At 39.3% G+C, this 17,698-nt stretch carries 14 protein-coding genes, 1 tRNA gene and 1 pseudogene; 5 read left to right on the forward strand and 11 right to left on the reverse strand.

Annotation, left to right across the window (positions count from 1 at the left end; genetic code table 11):
* Positions 1 to 153: 153 nt before the first annotated feature.
* The 5 genes from EGN73_RS10595 to EGN73_RS10615 all read right to left on the reverse strand — a co-directional run bounded on the left by EGN73_RS10595 (position 154) and on the right by EGN73_RS10615 (position 5,984).
* Positions 154 to 1,017, reverse strand: coding sequence for a sigma-70 family RNA polymerase sigma factor (locus EGN73_RS10595; protein ID WP_009036261.1), 864 nt, complete (start codon positions 1,015 to 1,017; stop codon positions 154 to 156).
* 87 nt (positions 1,018 to 1,104) lie between these two features.
* Positions 1,105 to 3,246 (reverse strand): polyribonucleotide nucleotidyltransferase, encoded by a 2,142-nt coding sequence (gene pnp / locus EGN73_RS10600; RefSeq protein WP_219289266.1) that lies wholly within the window; start codon positions 3,244 to 3,246, stop codon positions 1,105 to 1,107.
* Positions 3,247 to 3,354: 108 nt separating this feature from the next.
* Entirely contained in the window at positions 3,355 to 3,630 is a 276-nt protein-coding gene (gene rpsO, locus EGN73_RS10605) for a 30S ribosomal protein S15 (protein ID WP_219289267.1), read from the reverse strand.
* Between the two features lie 71 nt (positions 3,631 to 3,701).
* Positions 3,702 to 5,513: an LptF/LptG family permease gene (locus EGN73_RS10610; RefSeq protein ID WP_219289268.1), complete on the reverse strand. Its 1,812-nt coding sequence runs from the start codon at positions 5,511 to 5,513 to the stop codon at positions 3,702 to 3,704.
* Between the two features lie 75 nt (positions 5,514 to 5,588).
* A complete protein-coding gene (locus EGN73_RS10615) occupies positions 5,589 to 5,984 on the reverse strand; it encodes an START-like domain-containing protein (RefSeq protein ID WP_219289270.1) in 396 nt (131 codons plus the stop codon).
* 92 nt (positions 5,985 to 6,076) lie between these two features.
* On the opposite strand from EGN73_RS10615, the gene EGN73_RS10620 reads away from it, so the two are divergent.
* Positions 6,077 to 6,150: transfer RNA gene (locus EGN73_RS10620), tRNA-Met, on the forward strand.
* 458 nt (positions 6,151 to 6,608) lie between these two features.
* On the opposite strand, the gene rplT is transcribed toward EGN73_RS10620, so the two are convergent.
* The 4 genes from rplT to thrS form a co-directional block, all read right to left on the reverse strand.
* Positions 6,609 to 6,953, reverse strand: coding sequence for a 50S ribosomal protein L20 (gene rplT, locus EGN73_RS10625; protein WP_219289271.1), 345 nt, complete (start codon positions 6,951 to 6,953; stop codon positions 6,609 to 6,611).
* Positions 6,954 to 7,047: 94 nt separating this feature from the next.
* A complete protein-coding gene (gene rpmI / locus EGN73_RS10630) occupies positions 7,048 to 7,245 on the reverse strand; it encodes a 50S ribosomal protein L35 (RefSeq protein WP_219289273.1) in 198 nt (65 codons plus the stop codon).
* 21 nt (positions 7,246 to 7,266) lie between these two features.
* A complete protein-coding gene (gene infC, locus EGN73_RS10635; RefSeq protein WP_219289275.1) occupies positions 7,267 to 7,818 on the reverse strand; it encodes a translation initiation factor IF-3 in 552 nt (183 codons plus the stop codon).
* 84 nt (positions 7,819 to 7,902) lie between these two features.
* Positions 7,903 to 9,855: a threonine--tRNA ligase gene (thrS, locus tag EGN73_RS10640; RefSeq protein ID WP_219289277.1), complete on the reverse strand. Its 1,953-nt coding sequence runs from the start codon at positions 9,853 to 9,855 to the stop codon at positions 7,903 to 7,905.
* Positions 9,856 to 10,027: 172 nt separating this feature from the next.
* Between thrS and lhgO the strand changes: the two genes are divergently transcribed.
* The 3 genes and pseudogenes from lhgO to EGN73_RS10655 form a co-directional block, all read left to right on the forward strand.
* Complete coding sequence (gene lhgO, locus EGN73_RS10645) at positions 10,028 to 11,227, forward strand: L-2-hydroxyglutarate oxidase (RefSeq protein WP_219289280.1); 1,200 nt, start codon at positions 10,028 to 10,030, stop codon at positions 11,225 to 11,227.
* Between the two features lie 329 nt (positions 11,228 to 11,556).
* Positions 11,557 to 12,399 (forward strand): hypothetical protein, encoded by an 843-nt coding sequence (locus EGN73_RS10650; RefSeq protein WP_246611542.1) that lies wholly within the window; start codon positions 11,557 to 11,559, stop codon positions 12,397 to 12,399.
* A 56-nt stretch (positions 12,400 to 12,455) separates the two neighbouring features.
* A pseudogene (locus tag EGN73_RS10655) lies at positions 12,456 to 12,848 on the forward strand (xanthine dehydrogenase family protein molybdopterin-binding subunit); the annotation flags it as partial.
* 1,203 nt (positions 12,849 to 14,051) lie between these two features.
* On the opposite strand, the gene EGN73_RS10660 reads toward EGN73_RS10655, so the two are convergent.
* Positions 14,052 to 15,017: a YheT family hydrolase gene (locus EGN73_RS10660; protein WP_219289283.1), complete on the reverse strand. Its 966-nt coding sequence runs from the start codon at positions 15,015 to 15,017 to the stop codon at positions 14,052 to 14,054.
* 91 nt (positions 15,018 to 15,108) lie between these two features.
* Between EGN73_RS10660 and EGN73_RS10665 the strand changes: the two genes are divergently transcribed.
* The gene (locus EGN73_RS10665; protein WP_219289286.1) at positions 15,109 to 16,446 is read left to right on the forward strand and encodes an amidohydrolase; all 1,338 of its coding nucleotides are present in this window, start codon (positions 15,109 to 15,111) and stop codon (positions 16,444 to 16,446) included.
* Between the two features lie 493 nt (positions 16,447 to 16,939).
* Here EGN73_RS10665 and EGN73_RS10670 read toward each other — a convergent pair whose 3' ends face one another.
* Positions 16,940 to 17,539, reverse strand: a complete 600-nt coding sequence (locus EGN73_RS10670; RefSeq protein WP_246611543.1) for a DUF6134 family protein — start codon at positions 17,537 to 17,539, stop codon at positions 16,940 to 16,942.
* Positions 17,540 to 17,698 lie beyond the last annotated feature (159 nt).

The raw sequence follows: 17,698 nt of genomic DNA on the forward strand, positions 1-17,698 counted from the left end.
AACAAAGTTAATACCTGTTAAAATTCCAATAAAATCCAATACTGGATGATCATCAGAATATTAATTTTTTTAAGTACCCGAATTGTTTGCGGTGGTATAAATACATAAAAAAAGGGGATACCCCCCTTTTAATTTATTTACTCAGATAATTTTTTAACCTAGGTAAGGCTTTAAAGTCTTACTTCTAGAAGTATGCCTTAACCTCCTGATAGCCTTTTCTTTAATTTGCCTTACTCTTTCTCTGGTTAGGTTGAATTTTTCACCAATCTCTTCCAATGTCATGGCATGTTCGCCATTCAGACCAAAGTAAAGTGTAATCACATCAGCTTCTCTGGATGTAAGGGTAGAAAGAGCTCTTTGAACTTCCTTCCTAAGAGAATCGGTCATCAATCCATCATCGGGTTTTTCATCACCATCATTTTCCAATACATCGAGGAGGCTATTTTCCTCCCCCTGTACGAAAGGAGCGTCCATGGATACATGACGTCCGGAGATTTTCATGGTATCTACCACTTCTCCTGCTGTCACCTCAAGGACTTCTGCCAGTTCTTCTGGAGATGGTTCTCTTTCAAACTTTTGTTCGAGTTCAGAAAAGGTCTTACTGATTTTATTCAGTGAACCTACCCTGTTCAAAGGTAACCTCACGATCCTGGATTGCTCAGCCAAAGCTTGCAAAATGGACTGTCTGATCCACCATACAGCATAAGAGATAAATTTGAAACCCCTGGTTTCATCAAATCTCTGAGCTGCTTTAATCAAACCCAAGTTTCCTTCATTGATAAGATCTCCCAAGGAAAGACCTTGGTTTTGATATTGTTTGGCAACAGATACCACGAACCTAAGATTTGCTTTGGTCAGTTTTTCCAAAGCCAGCTGATCTCCTTCTCTGATCCTTTTTGCCAGGACCACTTCCTCATCTGCCGTAAGAAGATCCACTTTGCCTATCTCCTGTAGGTATTTATCCAGAGATTGACTCTCTCTGTTGGTAATCTGTTTGCTAATTTTTAGCTGCCTCATTCAAGAATAATTTTGCGGTTAAGAACGAATAGTATAACAGAAATGCTTCCAAATAAAGTTCAATGTAATCAAATTACGTATTTGAACTTAATCTTTTTTGTCAGTTTTTTCCGGTTTAGGCAACAATACTTTTCTGGAAAGCTTGAACTTACCTGTTTTTTTGTCAACATCTATAAGCTTTACTACTATTTCCTCACCTGGTTCAAGGACACCTTCCATGTTTTCCAACCTTTCCCACTTGATTTCTGAAATGTGTAGCAGTCCATCCTTACCTGGCATGAATTCTACAAAAGCACCAAATGGCATGATGTTCTTAACCTTTCCTGTATAAGTTTCACCTATTTCCGGTTGAGCTACAATGGCTTTGATCCTAGAAACAGCAGCATCCATAGAGTCCTGATTGTTGGAGAAAATGTTGATCTTGCCAACATTATCCTTTTCCTCAATTACTATGGTAGCTCCGGTATCTTTTTGGATTTCCTGTATGACTTTGCCACCAGGCCCAATCACAGCACCGATCAATTCCTTTGGAATGGTCATCATGTAAGATCTTGGAGTATGTGGCTTGAGATCAGGTTTAGGTGCAGCTAAGGTTTTCTTGATTTCTTCAAGAATATGAAGCCTCCCATCTTTAGCTTGATATAGTGCCTCTTTCAACACATTGTAATCCAGACCTTCTACTTTCAAGTCCATCTGACAAGCCGTGATACCATTTTCAGTACCAGTTACTTTGAAGTCCATGTCTCCTAAGTGATCCTCATCTCCTAGAATATCTGAAAGAATAGAGTAGTTTCCCGTATTGGAATCAGAAATCATTCCCATAGCGATACCTGTTACAGGAGCTTTGATCTGAATACCGGCATCCATCAATGCCAAAGAACCCGCACAAACGGTCGCCATGGAGGACGAGCCATTGGATTCCAATATATCCGAAACAATTCTAATGGTGTATGGATTTTCATCCTCCGCGGGCAATACCTTTTTCAATGCTCTCATGGCCAGGTTTCCATGCCCCACTTCTCTTCTACCCGGACCTCTATTCGGTTTTACCTCACCTGTGGAGAATCCTGGGAAATTGTAGTGAAGGAAAAACTTATTGTAGCCGGATATCATGGCTCCATCTATCATCTGCTCATCCATTTTTGTACCCAAAGTACAAGTAGTGACAGATTGGGTTTCTCCTCTTGTAAAGACAGCAGAACCATGGGCAGAAGGCAAATAGTCTACTACCGACCAAATCGGTCTGATTTCATTCAATTGTCTGCCATCCAATCTTTTCTTTTCATTTAAGGTAAGATTTCTTGCAGCTTCTTTATGGATTTTGCTGAAATATGGTCCTATCAAAGATGCTTCAAACTCATGCTCTTCACCAAGGCTTTCAACAAATGCCTCTTTGACAGCTTTAATCAATTCTGATCTTTCAGATTTATTGGCTAGTTGTCTTCCAACAATCTCATAGCACTTATCATAAAGCTCAGCATGCATCTTTTCGTAAAGCGCTGCATCGGATTTCTCATGACTGTACTCTCTTTTGATCTCTTTACCTACAGCAACAGTAAGTTCTTTTTGCACTTTACAGTGTTTGATGATCTCTGTATGGGCAAACTGCAAAGCTTCCACCATTTCATCCTCAGAAATCTCATTGGCTTCACCTTCTACCATCAGAATATATTCTTCTGAACCGGCAACAATAAACTCAAGAGAAGCCTGTTCCAATTGGGATGGTGTTGGGTTGATCAAAAGCTTCCCGTCAACTTTGGCTACTCTAACTTCAGAAATAGGTCCGTTGAATGGGATGTCGGACACCGCCAATGCTGCAGAGGCTGCCAATCCTGCGAGACAATCAGGCAACACTTCTGAATCGGCTGACATTAATGTGATAGCAACCTGCGTGTCCGCGTGATAATCGTCCGGAAAAATAGGTCTGATAGCACGGTCAACAATTCTACTGATAAGAATTTCATAGTCGGACAACCGCCCCTCTCTTTTCAAAAATCCTCCCGGTATCTTTCCGGAAGCAGCAAATTTTTCTTGATAATCTACAGAAAGTGGAAGAAAGTCAACCCCTTCCAAAGCTTCTTTTTTGGAAACGACAGTTGCAAGCAACATCGCTTTCCCCATTTTTACTACTACAGATCCATCAGCTTGTTTGGCCAATGCACCGGTTTCAATAATGATTTCTCTACCATCCTCAAGGGTGATAGACTTAGAAATTACGTTAGGTAACATACAGTTTTGTTAAAATAATTAAGCATAGTTTTAAAAGTAAGGTTTAAATATCGTGGGGAGGCAAAAAAGTAAGGTTCCCATGGTGAGAACCTTACAGTCAATGTGGCATTATTTTCTAATTCCAAGCTCAGCAATGATTGATCTATATCTTTCGATATCATTTTTGATAAGGTAATTAAGTAAACTTCTTCTTTTACCTACCAATTTCAATAGGCTCAATCTCGATGAGTGATCTTTTTTGTTTTGCTTCAAATGTTCTGTCAGGTGCTGAATTCTGTAAGTAAACAACGCAATCTGTGATTCCGGTGATCCTGTATCAGTTTCAGACTTTAACCTGCCATGATTTTTGAAAAGATCTGCTTTTTTCTCTGCGGATAAATACATGTCTAGTTAAATTTAAGATTTTAAACAGCCACAAAGGTAAAACGATTATTCCGATTTTAAAAACAACCTATTCATTTGGCAAAGAATCTTTTGATTTTTTGAATGATTTTTTTGAAAAAGTCCACATATATGTCCGCTTCAAATAACCTCGCATCTTTTCTGGCTTGTTTTAAGAAAAAGAGCCCGAAGGGAAGTAGTACCAAATTTGAAAACCATGTACCGAAAATAGGATCCGTAATGGCCTCTTTGGCCCATTTTTCGCCAGTGATGGTCAACATGTAGTAGATAATAAAGAAAATAATGGAAAGCAGAACAGGCATGCCAAGCCCTCCTTTTTTGATAATGGCGCCCAAAGGAGCTCCGATCATGAACATGACAATACAAGCAAATGCTGTGGTATACTTTTGGTACCAGGCTATCTGGAACCTTCTATACTCTCTTTCAAGATTATCAATCTGAGTAATCTTTGTATTGAAATTATTTTTGATTGTCCTGGCATTGTTAAGGGCCACGGTAGCTGCTCTATTCTGATAATTCCCTGCTTCAACGATTGAATCATACTTGGCTTTTTGTTCGGCTGTAAACTCTAGACCTCGTGTTTTTTCAGCAATTTTTGAAGTATCAGATAATTTAACATCTTGCCTGTCCTCTTTTACTTCTGGCTGCATACGCTCAACCTTTTTGAGCCTATTTCTGAAATTTGAAGCAGAATCCTCGGTTTCATTCATTTGGTCTATCGGTACAGAGATATTTTCGTTACTGGAAAGGTCGGTAACTCCCAATGAATCCTGCATCAATTGTAAATCCATTTGCTCCACGGAATTAAGAGCTGTGAGGCTTGAATCAATTTTGGTTGCAGATACTCCAACCCTTCTCAGGCTATCTTCTTGTCTTTCTTTCCTTAGTGCCAGGCGTGCTTCACGCAAAGAATCATATCGTGCTTTTCCTTGGACAATATCGGCAGGAGGATTGATCTTTCTGTTTCTGGAAAAATAAGAATAAGAAGATTCCGTTGTGAGATAATTGTAATAAATGATCTGATTGATTTCACTGGCCATAGAGTCAAGCCCGTCCTTTAACTGAGCAATATTTTTGATAGATCTGTTTGTAGACCAAAGATCTTCGGGAGTCCTGTTCATTTGAAAGGATTCCAGATTGAAAACCATCTGGTTTTCTGAGAAGTTTGTTCTGCTAAAGTCAACGGGCTTTTCTGTAATCCCCCTCTGTGCCCTTGATTCTTTGTATGAAATCCCATTGTACAAAGTCAATCTCATATATCTGTCATTGAAAAAAGACTCCATACGTCCGGAATCAGCCAAAATAACATTGGTATTGCCCTGACCTTGAGAATGGTCGTATATGATGATTTCTCGTAACCGTACATCATCTATCTTTTTGTTGACTTTGATACTGTAATTGGGAATTCCTGCATAAAACACACCTTCTTTGATATCAAGTGCAGGTGATTTCATCCTGATATCGTACAGAAGGCTGAATGTCTTAAGGTTAACCTTGGGAACCAGATAATTATTGGATAAATAAGCAAAAAAAGTCAATACAACTACAAAAACACCAATGGGCCTCAAGGCACGAAGCAATGATATGCCGCTGCTTTTGATAGCTGTCAGTTCAAAGTGCTCACCAAGATTCCCGAAAGTCATAAGTGAGGATAATAGCACAGCCAAAGGGAGTGCCATGGGAGAAATACTTATTACAAAGTATGAGATCAACTCTACATAAATAATGAAATCGAGTCCTTTGCCAAAAATCTCATCAAAATACTTGAGCATATTTACTGTGAGCAGAATAAAATCCACCACAATAAATGTCAAAAAGAATGGGCCAATAAATGACCCCAGTATTAGTTTATCAAGTTTTTTCATTCAGGAATTATCGCCACTCGCTTTCATTCAACGGCAAAGTTGACAATAATATTCAAAATTCAAGAAAAATTGAAGCTATCCTCCAATGATCTCTTTCAGATTGGCTACAAGATTTTCCCAGATTGACTCCAATTCTTCATCATCATAGGAATCACTGTAATCTATCACTTTTAGAAAAAGCGTCTGTGTGAGTTCATTCTCTTCAATTTTAAACTCGATATAGGAGTGATCCGTCTCATCAGGATTATTGGGATCAAAAAAATCAAATTTCACATGATAATTGGTTCGCATTGCAACTATTCTTGCAAAATGATCTTCCCCATCATAATTGATTTTATAGGTTTTATCTTCATTGATAGACACATCATCAGCATACCACTCTGACAAGCCACTCGCAGTACTTAAGTACGGGAAAAGTATTTTCCTTGAAGTATTGATTTGATAATCAGCAACAAACTTATTCTTTACCATTTTTTCGATCATTTAGTTTTCAAAAAAACACTTTTTTTGCATCAATATGTTTGCAATTCAAAGGCCAAGACCTCATATTTGCATTCCCAATTGGCGAGGTAGCTCAGATGGTTAGAGCGCAGGATTCATAACCCTGAGGTCGGCAGTTCGATTCTGCTCCTCGCTACTCAAAGCTTCTCTTTACTGAGAGGCTTTTTTATTTTAAACCAGCAGCAGGATTCTTATCCGCCTCGGCGGACGGCAGTTCGATTCTGCTCCTCGCTACTCAAAGCTTCTCTTTACTGAGAGGCTTTTTTATTTTAAACCAGCAGCAGGATTCTTATCCGCCTCGGCGGACGGCAGTTCGATTCTGCTCCTCGCTACTCAAAGCTTCTCTTTACTGAGAGGCTTTTTTATTTTAAGCCTACTCAGGTCAAAGGCCTTGAGGATTTAACCTTGTATTCTCAATCAGATACTAAAAAACCAATCCCTACATTGTGCCTAAGCAAAACAGGTATTGGCTTTAGTTTTTCTGTTCTTTTGTAATATAGCAAAAAATCTCAAATTGAAATCCTGTTTTAGTAAAATGAACATAAAAAAAGCCCCATGATCTGGGGCTTTGGTATTAAGTAATTGAGTGCGCTCTTACTTAACTTTTTCAACAACAGCTTTGAATGCCTCTGGATGGTTCATAGCAAGATCTGCAAGAACTTTTCTGTTCAACTCGATACCTGCTTTTTTGAGCAATCCCATGAATTGTGAATAAGAAATGCCATATTCTCTGGCACCGGCATTGATACGCTGGATCCATAGAGCCCTGAATTCTCTTTTCTTGGCTTTTCTGTCCCTGTAAGCGTACTGCAAACCTTTTTCATACTTGTTTTTGGCTACTGTCCAAACGTTTTTACCTCTTCCGAAGTAGCCTTTTGTTGCTTTAAGGACTTTTTTTCTTCTTGCTCTTGAAGCAACTGCGTTTACTGATCTAGGCATTTTTTTAAATTTTTTGACTCTAGGTGCCTTTCGGACTTTTTTACCTTAGCGTCTGGTGAATAATATAACCTTAATTGTTTTGAAGACTTGAAAATCAACCGATTCTCAACATTGCTTTTACTCTTCCCTCATCTGACTCATGAACTTGTCCCATTTGAGTTAGATTTCTCTTTCTCTTGGTAGACTTCTTGGTCAAGATGTGGCTTTTGTAAGCATGCTTCCTTTTGATTTTTCCGGTAGCTGTTAGCTTAAACCGTTTTTTTGCACCTGATTTGGTTTTTACTTTAGGCATAACTGTATTTATTTGTTGAATTTATTTTTTACTTGGTTTTGGGGCAAGGAATAAAAACATCCTTTTCCCTTCAAGCTTTGGAAGCTGCTCCACTTGGGCATATTCCTCCAGCTCTTGTGCAAATCTCAACAACAACATCTCGCCCCTTTCCTTGAAAACAATAGACCTACCTACAAAGTGTACGTAAGCTTTGACTTTGGCACCTTCCTTTAGAAAACCTATGGCGTGCTTCAGCTTAAAATTGAAATCATGGTCATCTGTATTGGGACCGAACCTAATTTCCTTCAAAACAGTCTTTGCAGCATTGGCTTTGATTTCCTTTTGCTTCTTTTTCTGCTCGTATTTAAATTTGGCGTAGTCAATCACCTTACAGACGGGTGGACTTGCATTTGGAGAAATTTCTACGAGATCAAGGTCATTTTCCTGAGCAATTTTTATGGCCTGTGAAGTAGGAAGTACGGCATTTCCTCCTTCTACAAAGTCACCTACTACCCTTACCTCCCGGGCTCTAATCTTCTCATTTACCTTGTAAGGTTCTTCTTGTCTCTGTCTAAACGGTGTTTTTCCTCTCAAAATTTTTTGGTTGTTTTAATGAAATTGCCTGCAAATATCTTAATAATTTCGAGATTTAAAAAATCTCATTCTTTTTTACTTCTATTATTTCTGTTTCAAAGATGATTCAATAATGCTTTTGAAATAACTTACGAACTCTTCTACAGAAAGACTTCCTTTGTCGCCTTCCCCGTGCTTTCTCACTGATACTTTTGCTTCAGCCTGTTCTTTTTCGCCTACAATTAGCATGAAAGGAATCTTTTTGACTTCCGCATCCCGGATTTTTCTCCCTATTTTCTCATCTCTGTTGTCAATGGCGCCTACAATGTCATGCTCTTCAAGGCTAATTCGGATTTGCTCTGCATATTCGATGAATTTTTCCGAAATAGGCAAAATTGTGATCTGCTCCGGAGACAACCACAGAGGAAAATTACCTGCACAATGCTCAATAAGGACTGCAACGAAGCGCTCCAATGAACCAAATGGCGCCCTATGGATCATCACAGGCCTGTGCTTTTGGTTGTCAGAACCTATATATTCCAACTGAAATCTCTCCGGAAGGTTATAATCTACCTGAATAGTTCCTAATTGCCATTTTCTACCAAGGGCATCTTTTACCATAAAGTCCAACTTTGGCCCATAAAATGCTGCCTCTCCAAGTTCGGTTACAGTTTTCAGCCCTTTTTCAGCGGCTGCTTCAATTATAGCCGACTCTGCTTTTTCCCAAGCTTCATCAGAACCTATGTATTTATCTTTGTTGTCAGGGTCTCTCAAAGAAACCTGTGCTGTAAAATTCTCAAAACCTAAGGCCTGGAAAACATATAGAACCAAATCTATTACTTTGATAAACTCTTCTTTGACTTGGTCTGGACGGCAAAATATATGTGCATCATCCTGGGTAAAACCTCTTACTCGTGTTAAGCCGTGTAATTCTCCACTTTGTTCGTACCTATATACGGTCCCAAATTCTGCATACCGAATCGGAAGATCTTTGTATGATCGTGGTTTGTGTTTGTATATTTCGCAATGATGAGGGCAATTCATCGGTTTGAGCAAAAACTCTTCCCCTTCATTAGGCGTGGCTATTGGCTGGAAAGAATCTTTCCCATACTTCTCGTAATGTCCTGATGTTTCATAAAGAGCTTTGTGGCCAATATGCGGTGTAACTACCTGCTGATATCCGGATTTGTCCTGTGCCCTTTTCATAAAGTTCACCAGTCTTTCCCTTAACAAAGTACCTTTGGGCAACCATAGAGGTAAGCCCATCCCTACTTTCTCTGAAAATGTAAAAAGCTCCAACTCCCGGCCAAGTTTTCTATGGTCACGTTTTTTGGCTTCTTCCAGCATGTGTAGGTACTCCTGCAGCTCTTTAGCTTTCGGGAAAGTAATGCCATAAATCCTGGTGAGCATTTTGTTTTTTTCGTCCCCTCTCCAGTAAGCCCCTGCTATATTCAACAACTTAGCTGCTTTGATAAATCCCGTATTGGGAATGTGAGGTCCACGGCAGAGGTCCACAAAATTACCCTGCTCATAAAAAGTAATCGAACCATCTTCCAGACCCTCCAAAAGGTCCAACTTGTATTCGTCCCCTTTTTCACTGAAATAGGCAACCGCATCTTTCTTTGAAATATCTTTTCGGATATATTCGTTTTTTTGTCTGGCCAGCTCAAGCATTTTGGCTTCTATCTTTTCAAGCTCAGCACCATCCAATGACTTGTCACCAAAGTCCACATCATAGTAAAACCCGTTTTCTATAGGTGGTCCTATTCCAAGCTTGACTCCAGGGTAAAGCGCCTCTAAGGCTTCTGCCATCAAGTGCGCAGAGGAATGCCAAAAGGTGTTTTTCCCCTCGTTATCATTCCAGGTCAACAATTGTACAGATGAATCCTGATTGATGGGACGGGTGGCGTCCCAAACTTCTCCGTTTACTTTTGCTGCAAGTACGTTTCTGGCCAAACCCTCGCTGATACTAAGTGCAATCTGTAGCCCGGAAACTCCTTTTTCGTACTCCCTGACCGATCCATCCGGCAGGGTAATTTTGATTTGTTGGTTAGACATTTAAAGAATTGTGTAAATGAAACATGGCATCTTTACAAACAGATGCATTTATTTTAGCTGCAAATATGCAAATTGATTGTGGCTTTATAAAAGGATATAGAAATAAGCTTAGTTTATTTTTTCATGTGCTTGTACATATATTTGCTGTTGTAATCATTCAAAAAAGGTATTAATGGATTTTCAGGTAATCATCATTGGTGGGGGAATAGTTGGGCTGGCTACGGGTTTAAAGATCAAACAACGAAACCCGAATATCAAAGTAGCCATTCTGGAAAAAGAAGCGGAAGTAGCCAAACATCAGACAGGTAACAATAGTGGTGTAATCCATTCCGGTTTGTATTATAAGCCTGGTTCCCTAAAAGCTAAAAACTGTATAGAAGGCTACCATGAACTGGTTAGGTTTTGTGAAGAAGAAAATATCCCGTTTGAACTCACCGGAAAAGTTGTCGTCGCTACCAGAAAAGAACAGATTCCACTTCTCAATTCATTGCTTGAAAGAGGCTTACAAAATGGATTAAAGGGCACCCGCTCCATCACCTTGGATGAGTTGAAGCATTTCGAACCTTATTGCGCCGGAGTAGCGGCCATCCATGTCCCGCAGACCGGAATAGTTGACTACAAACTAGTGACTGAAAAATACGCTGAGAAATTTCAAATGCTCGGCGGACAGGTTTTTCTCGGTCATGAGGTCATTAAAGTCGAAACCCAAAACACAGCATCAATCATTCATACCGGCAAGGGAAGTTTTTCAACAAACCTTCTAATCAATTGTGCTGGGCTTTATTCTGATAAAGTGGCGAAAATGTCCTCCAAAGAAGCTCTTGATGTAAAAATTATTCCTTTCAGAGGTGAATATTATAAGATCAAAAAGGAAAGAGAATATCTGGTCAAAAACCTAATCTATCCGGTTCCTGATCCCAACTTCCCATTTTTAGGTGTACATTTTACCAGAATGATGAAAGGGGGCATTGAGGCTGGTCCTAATGCTGTATTGGCATTTAAAAGAGAGGGATATAAAAAGTCCCAGGTCAACTTTTCAGAGTTGGCCGAAACCCTGAGCTGGCCAGGATTTCAAAAAGTAGCCTCCAAGTACTGGAAAACCGGAATGGGTGAACTTTTCAGGTCTTTCTCCAAGAAAGCATTTACCGATGCACTAAAAGAACTTATCCCTGACATTCAGGAAAGTGATCTTATAGAAGGTGGAGCAGGTGTACGGGCTCAGGCTTGTGACAGGACCGGTGGCCTACTGGATGATTTCTGCATCCGTGAAGATCAAAATGCCATTCATGTCCTTAATGCCCCCTCTCCTGCCGCAACAAGTTCCCTGTCAATAGGTGGAACCGTATGTGAGTGGGCGCTGAAGAGGTTTTGAGGGAGAGATTTAGAGGCGAGAAATTAGAAACAAAGCAGTTCTGGAGTTAGATCAAAACCTGGTAATTCGTAAACGATACGAAGACATAAGACGCTAGACAAAAGATGGGTATGAGCGTGGACAAAGCACCGTAAATCGTCCCTCGTAAATCATAAATATTGAAGAAGAGAGGTTTATTTATCATATTCTTGACCTGATTCTCAAATTTAGCCTCAATTGTTTGATTTAGGCAAAAATTGATTTGATTGAGATTATAATCTATCTTTCAATTCTTCTAGTTTTGCACATAGGTAATTGAATACCTTCTGCTTCTAATCCACCCTTTACCCATGCTTTCATCATTACCTGTAGAATATAAGTTTGCTAAAATTGCTTTTCCAAACATGAGATTTTGTTTGAAAATGACAGTTCTGGCGATGATTTTAATATTGACATCCCTTAATTCTGGACATTGTCAAGATGAAGTGTCTGGCAATTTGACCCATTTCAGAGGTAACATCAGTATCACTAACAATGGTCTATCTCTGATACCTGCATTTTCACTCAATAGGCCTGCAGCCATTTTTGAGCTATCAGTCGGTGGTGAGAGACTAAGCTTTGATCCAGAAATGAGATTTGCATTGGATGGACAGCCCTGGTCTTTTATACTATGGTGGAGATACAAACTCATCAAATCGGATAAATTCAAACTTCACGTCGGTGCCCATCCTGCCTATATTTTTGAAAATATTATGGTGGAAGATGATAATGGCAATATGGTGGAGACCATGAAAACTAACCGCTTTTTCGCCGGAGAAATCTCTCCTAGCTATAATTTCACCGAAAACAATAAAGTAACCTTCCTTTACCTACAGGGTAGAAGCTTGGGAAGTGGCCCGCTTGCCATCAATCAGTTTGTTGCTCTCGGTACTTCCCATACGAATCTTAGCATCACAAAAAAGTTTTTTCTAAATGCCAAGCCACAGTTGTTTTACCTCAAGATGAATGAAAAAGACGGGTATTTTGCCAGTGGTTCTTTTTTGATCGGAAAAAAAGATTTCCCCATATCGCTAGGTTCAATTATCAGCAAAAAAATCATTTCGGAAATAGAAGTTGATAATTGGATCTGGAATATCAGCTTAGTGTATTCATTTAACAATGAGTTTGTCAAAAGGTCAAATCCAATCCTTTAAATATATTCTTGTGATTTAAGTGGGTTTTGAAATAAGCTAGAAATACAGTTGAACCTCCCATATACCAGGTCACTTACCCTGTCGCTTTGGACAAGGACAATAACCTGTCCGGTTTCCATGTGAATGCAGGTGGATTGGTAGAGCCTCCTTTGTATGCGGACCGCTTCCCTGCGGGTGCCATAGAAAACTATCTGGCAGAAGAATGGATTGTCGCTTCTAATATCACCGTAGGATCATTCAGGGCACCCAGGTCCAATTTTATCGCAGTCGCGGAGGAATCCTTTTTGGATGAAATTGCTGAGGCTATTGGAAAAGACCTCATTGATTTCAGATTGGAAATGCTTAAAAGGGCTAAAGAGAACCCTGTTGGCAAAAACAATGATTATGATCCTGAACGATATGCAGGAGTATTGAAGTTAGTAAGAGAAAAAGCCATTTGGAAAGGAATTGGAATCAGAAATTACCTGGATGTAATTTTAGAGGTCTAGTCAGGCCTCTTTTTTGATTATTACAAGTCTGATAAAATATATTTTCCTCAGAAAACATATCTTCATTTTGATTTTTGTATAAAACATTTTTCATATTTTTTTTATAGAAAAGAAAATGGAAAGATTAATTAGGGCTTGCTGAAAAAGTCTCAGGTATGCCAGATTCAAAGCGGGCGAATGAAGATGTATGCTTATACTTCAAGTGAGCCCAATGAAGAAGATGGTATGCCTGAGACTAGCCTTAAAATTTCGAATTTTGAAATTTTAAGGAGCATGGAAATCAAGCTATATCATTGAATAAGCGTGCACCTGCTTAAAAAGAAAATACTTGACAAACGGGGTATTCATCAAAATTTAAAGCATTTATTCTCCAGTTGGCGTTTTTCAGCACGCCCTAATTAGGACTTTTGAAAAAACAATTAAAAGCTTTAATCGAAGTTTCAAACGCTACTTAATTGATCAGGTAGATTGGAGTCTGAGGTTGCAACAAAGCAGCTAATTATATTCGACCTCAACAGGATCGAACCCTGTCCTAGACGCATTTTTATGCTATAAACATTTGATCCCGTTGGGATCACCAAGAATCCAGAATCAGCTTTGTTGAAAAAATTAACGGTTAAAAATAAAAAGCCCCGACTGCTAAGAGGTCATAAATATATAACATGCTTTCTCATACGATAGAGCGTTCAATTCCACCAATGTCATACCATCAAAAAAATCCAACTCTATGGTTATTTTACTTTTAAACCTGCATTTATCCCTAAAAATGAAACACTTGACTCAAAAATAGGGTTATTTATTTTGTTTAAAGGCATTCGTTTAAAGTTCCGGCATTTTCCAAAAGACATTTAAAAATATCATCACTTCAAATGTGATAAAGACATCAATTTTTAAACAAAAATTGATTGGGTAATAATTATCAAAAAGCGATAGTCTTGTGGGCTATCGTTTTTTTATTCATCTCATTGTACTTTTCATAAGCGCATTTCCACATCAAACCTTCTTGCCTTTCCAATCCTTGGAATAGGCTTTGAACCTTCAATTTTATATCTTTTCTCTTGTTTCTAGTCTCTTGTTTCTTGTCTCTTGTTTCTTGTCTCTTGTTTCTTGTCTCTTGTTTCTCGATTCTCGCATCTTAACCTCTCATTTCTCATATCTAACGTCTTACATCTCTCTAAAAAACTCCAAAAACCTTAATTCTGCCCAAGAGTACTCCTGGCCTTTTAAAAGAAACCCTGTATGCCCTCCCCTTTTGGGCATTTCCAAGTAAAGATTAGATTTTCTTTTGGCAAGATCTACAGGGAAACACCTGCCTTTCAGAAGTGGGTCATTCAGTGCATTGATGATCAAAGTGGGAACTTCAATCTTTTCCATCCAATTGTCGGCACTTACAGACCGGTAAAAATCATCCGCATCCTTAAATCCATGCACCTTGGCGGTAAAGTAGGTGTCGAAAGTGTCGAAGTCTTTGACCTTGCTGAGTAATTCCAAATCTACCAAACCGGGATATTGACTTCCTTTCAATAACATTTTTGCCTTCAGCTTTCCCAAAAACCTCTTTTTGTAAAATGAATTCCGCTTTTCTCTCAGTGTGGCTGCCGAATCGGGAAGGTTACATGGAGTGGAATAAACCGCCGCCTTTTTGATCTTGGAATGAATGGAGGATCCATTTTCACCTAAATACTTGAGGGTCTGTGCACCACCCATAGAAATACCCGTAAGGTAAAATTCCGAATACGCTGTTCCCTTATCCGCATGCTCTATGACAGTTTTGAGGTCATACGAAGCGCCATGATGGTACAGGAGTTTCCCTTTGTTCATTTCTCCACTACAAGACCTGTTGTTCCAGGCCAAGGCATCAAAACCATTTTCATTGAAGAGCTTGACCAAGCCTTTGGCGTAATGTCTGTCAGAACTGCCTTCCAATCCGTGGGAGATAATAAGCAGCTTGTCAGCACCCACCTTGGACCAGTCTAGATCCAAAAAATCTCCATCCGGAGTATCAATCCTCTCCCTTTGGTATTGTACTCCCTCGATTTTCCTGAAAATACTGGGAATGATGGTTTCCACATGTCCGTTGAACAGGTAAAATGGAGGATGAATGTAAGTTGATTCCTGAATTATAGGCATAAAAATGGCTTTTGATACAATTGAATTATTATCTCTAACCCAAAAGAGGGAATAATTTGTTTTATTTGAAAAAGATAACCCGATTCAGTTTATGAAAAAATCAAAATACACTTTCCTCATCCTACTGTTTTCAATTGCATTTTCAGGTTTTGTCCAAGCCCAGCAATTGGATGCTTCCATTGACAAGATGTACCCGGAATTGGATGCGCTTTATAAGGAGCTCCACCAAAACCCTGAGCTTTCTTTGCAGGAAAAAGAAACATCAGCCAGGATTGCTGAGGAATTGAGAAAGCTGGGCTATGAAGTCACAGAAGGAATCGGCGGATACGGAGTTGTGGGAGTAATGAAAAATGGTCCCGGTCCGGTCCTATTGATACGCGCTGATATGGATGCGCTGCCCATGGAGGAAAAAACAGGCTTGCCCTATGCTTCGACCAAAAAAGGAGTGACCAATGATGGAAAGGAAACTTTCATTGCCCATTCATGCGGTCATGATATCCACATGACTGTTTTTATTGGGACTGCTAAGTTGATGAAAGAATTCAAAGACTCATGGAGAGGAACCCTCTTGATGGTGGGCCAACCTTCTGAGGAAAATGGAATGGGTGCCTGGAACATGCTCAATGATGGTTTGTATGAAAAATTCCCGCATCCTGATTATGCCATAGCCTTACATGATGATCCATTTTTACCAGCAGGAACGGTGGGTTACAAGAGTGGTGCATTAATGGCTGGAGTAGATATGATGAATGTGACAGTCTATGGAGAAGGTGCTCATGGAGCTGCGCCGCATAAGGGAATTGATCCAATTGTATTAAGTGCCCAAATGATCCAAGCCTATCAGAGCATTGTAAGCAGAAGAATAGCCCCTACAGATCCTGCTGTAGTGACTGTGGGTTCAATCCGTGGTGGATCTGTGCATAACATCATTCCTGATGAAGTCACCATGCAACTGACATTGAGGTCATATTCACCTGAAGTAAGGGAAGAAATGATCAGCAGTATCAAAAGGATAAGTGAAAACTATGCAAAAGCGGCTGGCTTATCGGAATCCAAAATGCCCGAATATTGGATCAGGGAGCCACATACCCCTGCTTTGGTTAATGACGAGGCACTAACCGAAAGGATGGTGGAAGTTTTCAGAGCCAATCTAGGAGAAGAAAATGTAAAAGAAGTAGAGGCACAGATGATAGGAGAAGATTTCAGTAGATTTGGATTACAGGCAAGGAATATCCCCATTAGTATGTTTTACCTAGGTGCCACTGATCCTGATTTTCTTGAAAAGGCCCAAGCGGAAGGTCTGGAAATCCCGGGACTGCATTCCCCTCAATTTGCACCACTTCCCGAACCTACCATCAAAACTGGGGTGAAAGCCATGGGGGTTTTTGCCATGGAAATTTTGAGGAATTTGGAGATCATGAAGAAATGATATATGGTGGAAATATGGGAGAAATATTGTAGAAATATGTATATCCGCAATTCTACCTGCAACCAATTTATTATGGGTCTAGAATCAACCCGATACTAATTGATATTGGATCCGCCTCGGCGGACAAGTTATTAATTGATATTGGCTTCAAATCAAAAGTTTATTCTATTATGAAGATCTACTAGTAGTAAAAAGGACAATCATATCTTGACATAAAGTAGAAAAAAGCTCTGAGATCAAAGCTTAATTTTAAAAAGATGAGTTGATACTAGGAACCTATATCGCCGAAGGCATATTTCAATATATTTCGCAAAGCATATTTCAATTTATATCGCCAAAGGCATATTTCAACTGTATATCCTTCAATTTAAAGATTACTTCACAATGTGGTAACACCCTTCTGAAAGATACAGCATACCTTTGAACCAGTAATTTTCTTCATAGGTATTGATGATATTTAAAAAGGTCGGTTTTGCCGGCCTTTTTACTTTACTCAATCCTTTCTTGTAATCACGTAATTCTTGACGGGGAACTGCATGACGGCCTTTTCCAGTTCACCGTTTTTATAATAAAAGCGGTTACGGTTACCATTGACATCTACCTCGTAATATTCCCCCTTTTTCACAATCGGTGATACCAAACCATAAGCCTCCGCCATAAATTCTTTGACCTGCTTAGGTTCCTGAAAGTAAAAAACTGCCGCGCTGAAGTAAAGAGGTTTGTGAATGGTAGTGTCCAGTTCGTATTTGTAATTAGTCGTTTGAACTTTGTAATGATCTCCTTTCCAATCGATATCCGATTTGAAATTACCCCTATTCGTATTGGAAGTTAACCTTACTGTTCTGAGCAATCCATCCTTGTATGTGGTTTTGGTAAAGTAATCCAAATTGATCCTTCCAAAAAACCAGAAGCTCACATTGCTGCTCAATTCATAGACCACCTCTTCACCCCTATCAAACTTTTTGGCAGTCATCTCTCCTATTGATATGCCAGCGATAGACACATCATATTTCTGAACCTGTTGGGCATTGGAAAAGTCTGTAGCGCCTAAGAACACCCCCAATACCGCTATGATCAATAATCTCATTTTCATGCCCGAAATTGAAAAGAAATGTTTGTAAGCTCAAAAGAATAGGGTAAAAATATCTAAAATCAGATACATCAGATTCTTTATTAACTCCCATTTTGAAGCGGATTTTTCAAGAAAGTAAATTTCAATCTATATTTTATATGAAATTTATTAAATTGAGCA

Origin of the sequence: Arthrospiribacter ruber, assembly GCF_019343195.1 — a bacterium.
Lineage (GTDB): Bacteria > Bacteroidota > Bacteroidia > Cytophagales > Cyclobacteriaceae > Arthrospiribacter > Arthrospiribacter ruber.

Coding starts and splice junctions, on each gene's coding strand:
- EGN73_RS10670 (WP_246611543.1), bottom strand. CDS start 17,539: ATGAAAATGAGATTATTGATCATAGCGGTATTGGGGGTGTTCTTAGGC.
- pnp (WP_219289266.1), bottom strand. CDS start 3,246: ATGTTACCTAACGTAATTTCTAAGTCTATCACCCTTGAGGATGGTAGA.
- EGN73_RS10660 (WP_219289283.1), bottom strand. CDS start 15,017: ATGCCTATAATTCAGGAATCAACTTACATTCATCCTCCATTTTACCTG.
- rpsO (WP_219289267.1), bottom strand. CDS start 3,630: ATGTATTTATCCGCAGAGAAAAAAGCAGATCTTTTCAAAAATCATGGC.
- EGN73_RS10595 (WP_009036261.1), bottom strand. CDS start 1,017: ATGAGGCAGCTAAAAATTAGCAAACAGATTACCAACAGAGAGAGTCAA.
- rplT (WP_219289271.1), bottom strand. CDS start 6,953: ATGCCTAGATCAGTAAACGCAGTTGCTTCAAGAGCAAGAAGAAAAAAA.
- EGN73_RS10615 (WP_219289270.1), bottom strand. CDS start 5,984: ATGGTAAAGAATAAGTTTGTTGCTGATTATCAAATCAATACTTCAAGG.
- lhgO (WP_219289280.1), top strand. CDS start 10,028: ATGGATTTTCAGGTAATCATCATTGGTGGGGGAATAGTTGGGCTGGCT.
- EGN73_RS10610 (WP_219289268.1), bottom strand. CDS start 5,513: ATGAAAAAACTTGATAAACTAATACTGGGGTCATTTATTGGCCCATTC.
- thrS (WP_219289277.1), bottom strand. CDS start 9,855: ATGTCTAACCAACAAATCAAAATTACCCTGCCGGATGGATCGGTCAGG.
- rpmI (WP_219289273.1), bottom strand. CDS start 7,245: ATGCCTAAAGTAAAAACCAAATCAGGTGCAAAAAAACGGTTTAAGCTA.
- EGN73_RS10650 (WP_246611542.1), top strand. CDS start 11,557: ATGCTTTCATCATTACCTGTAGAATATAAGTTTGCTAAAATTGCTTTT.
- EGN73_RS10665 (WP_219289286.1), top strand. CDS start 15,109: ATGAAAAAATCAAAATACACTTTCCTCATCCTACTGTTTTCAATTGCA.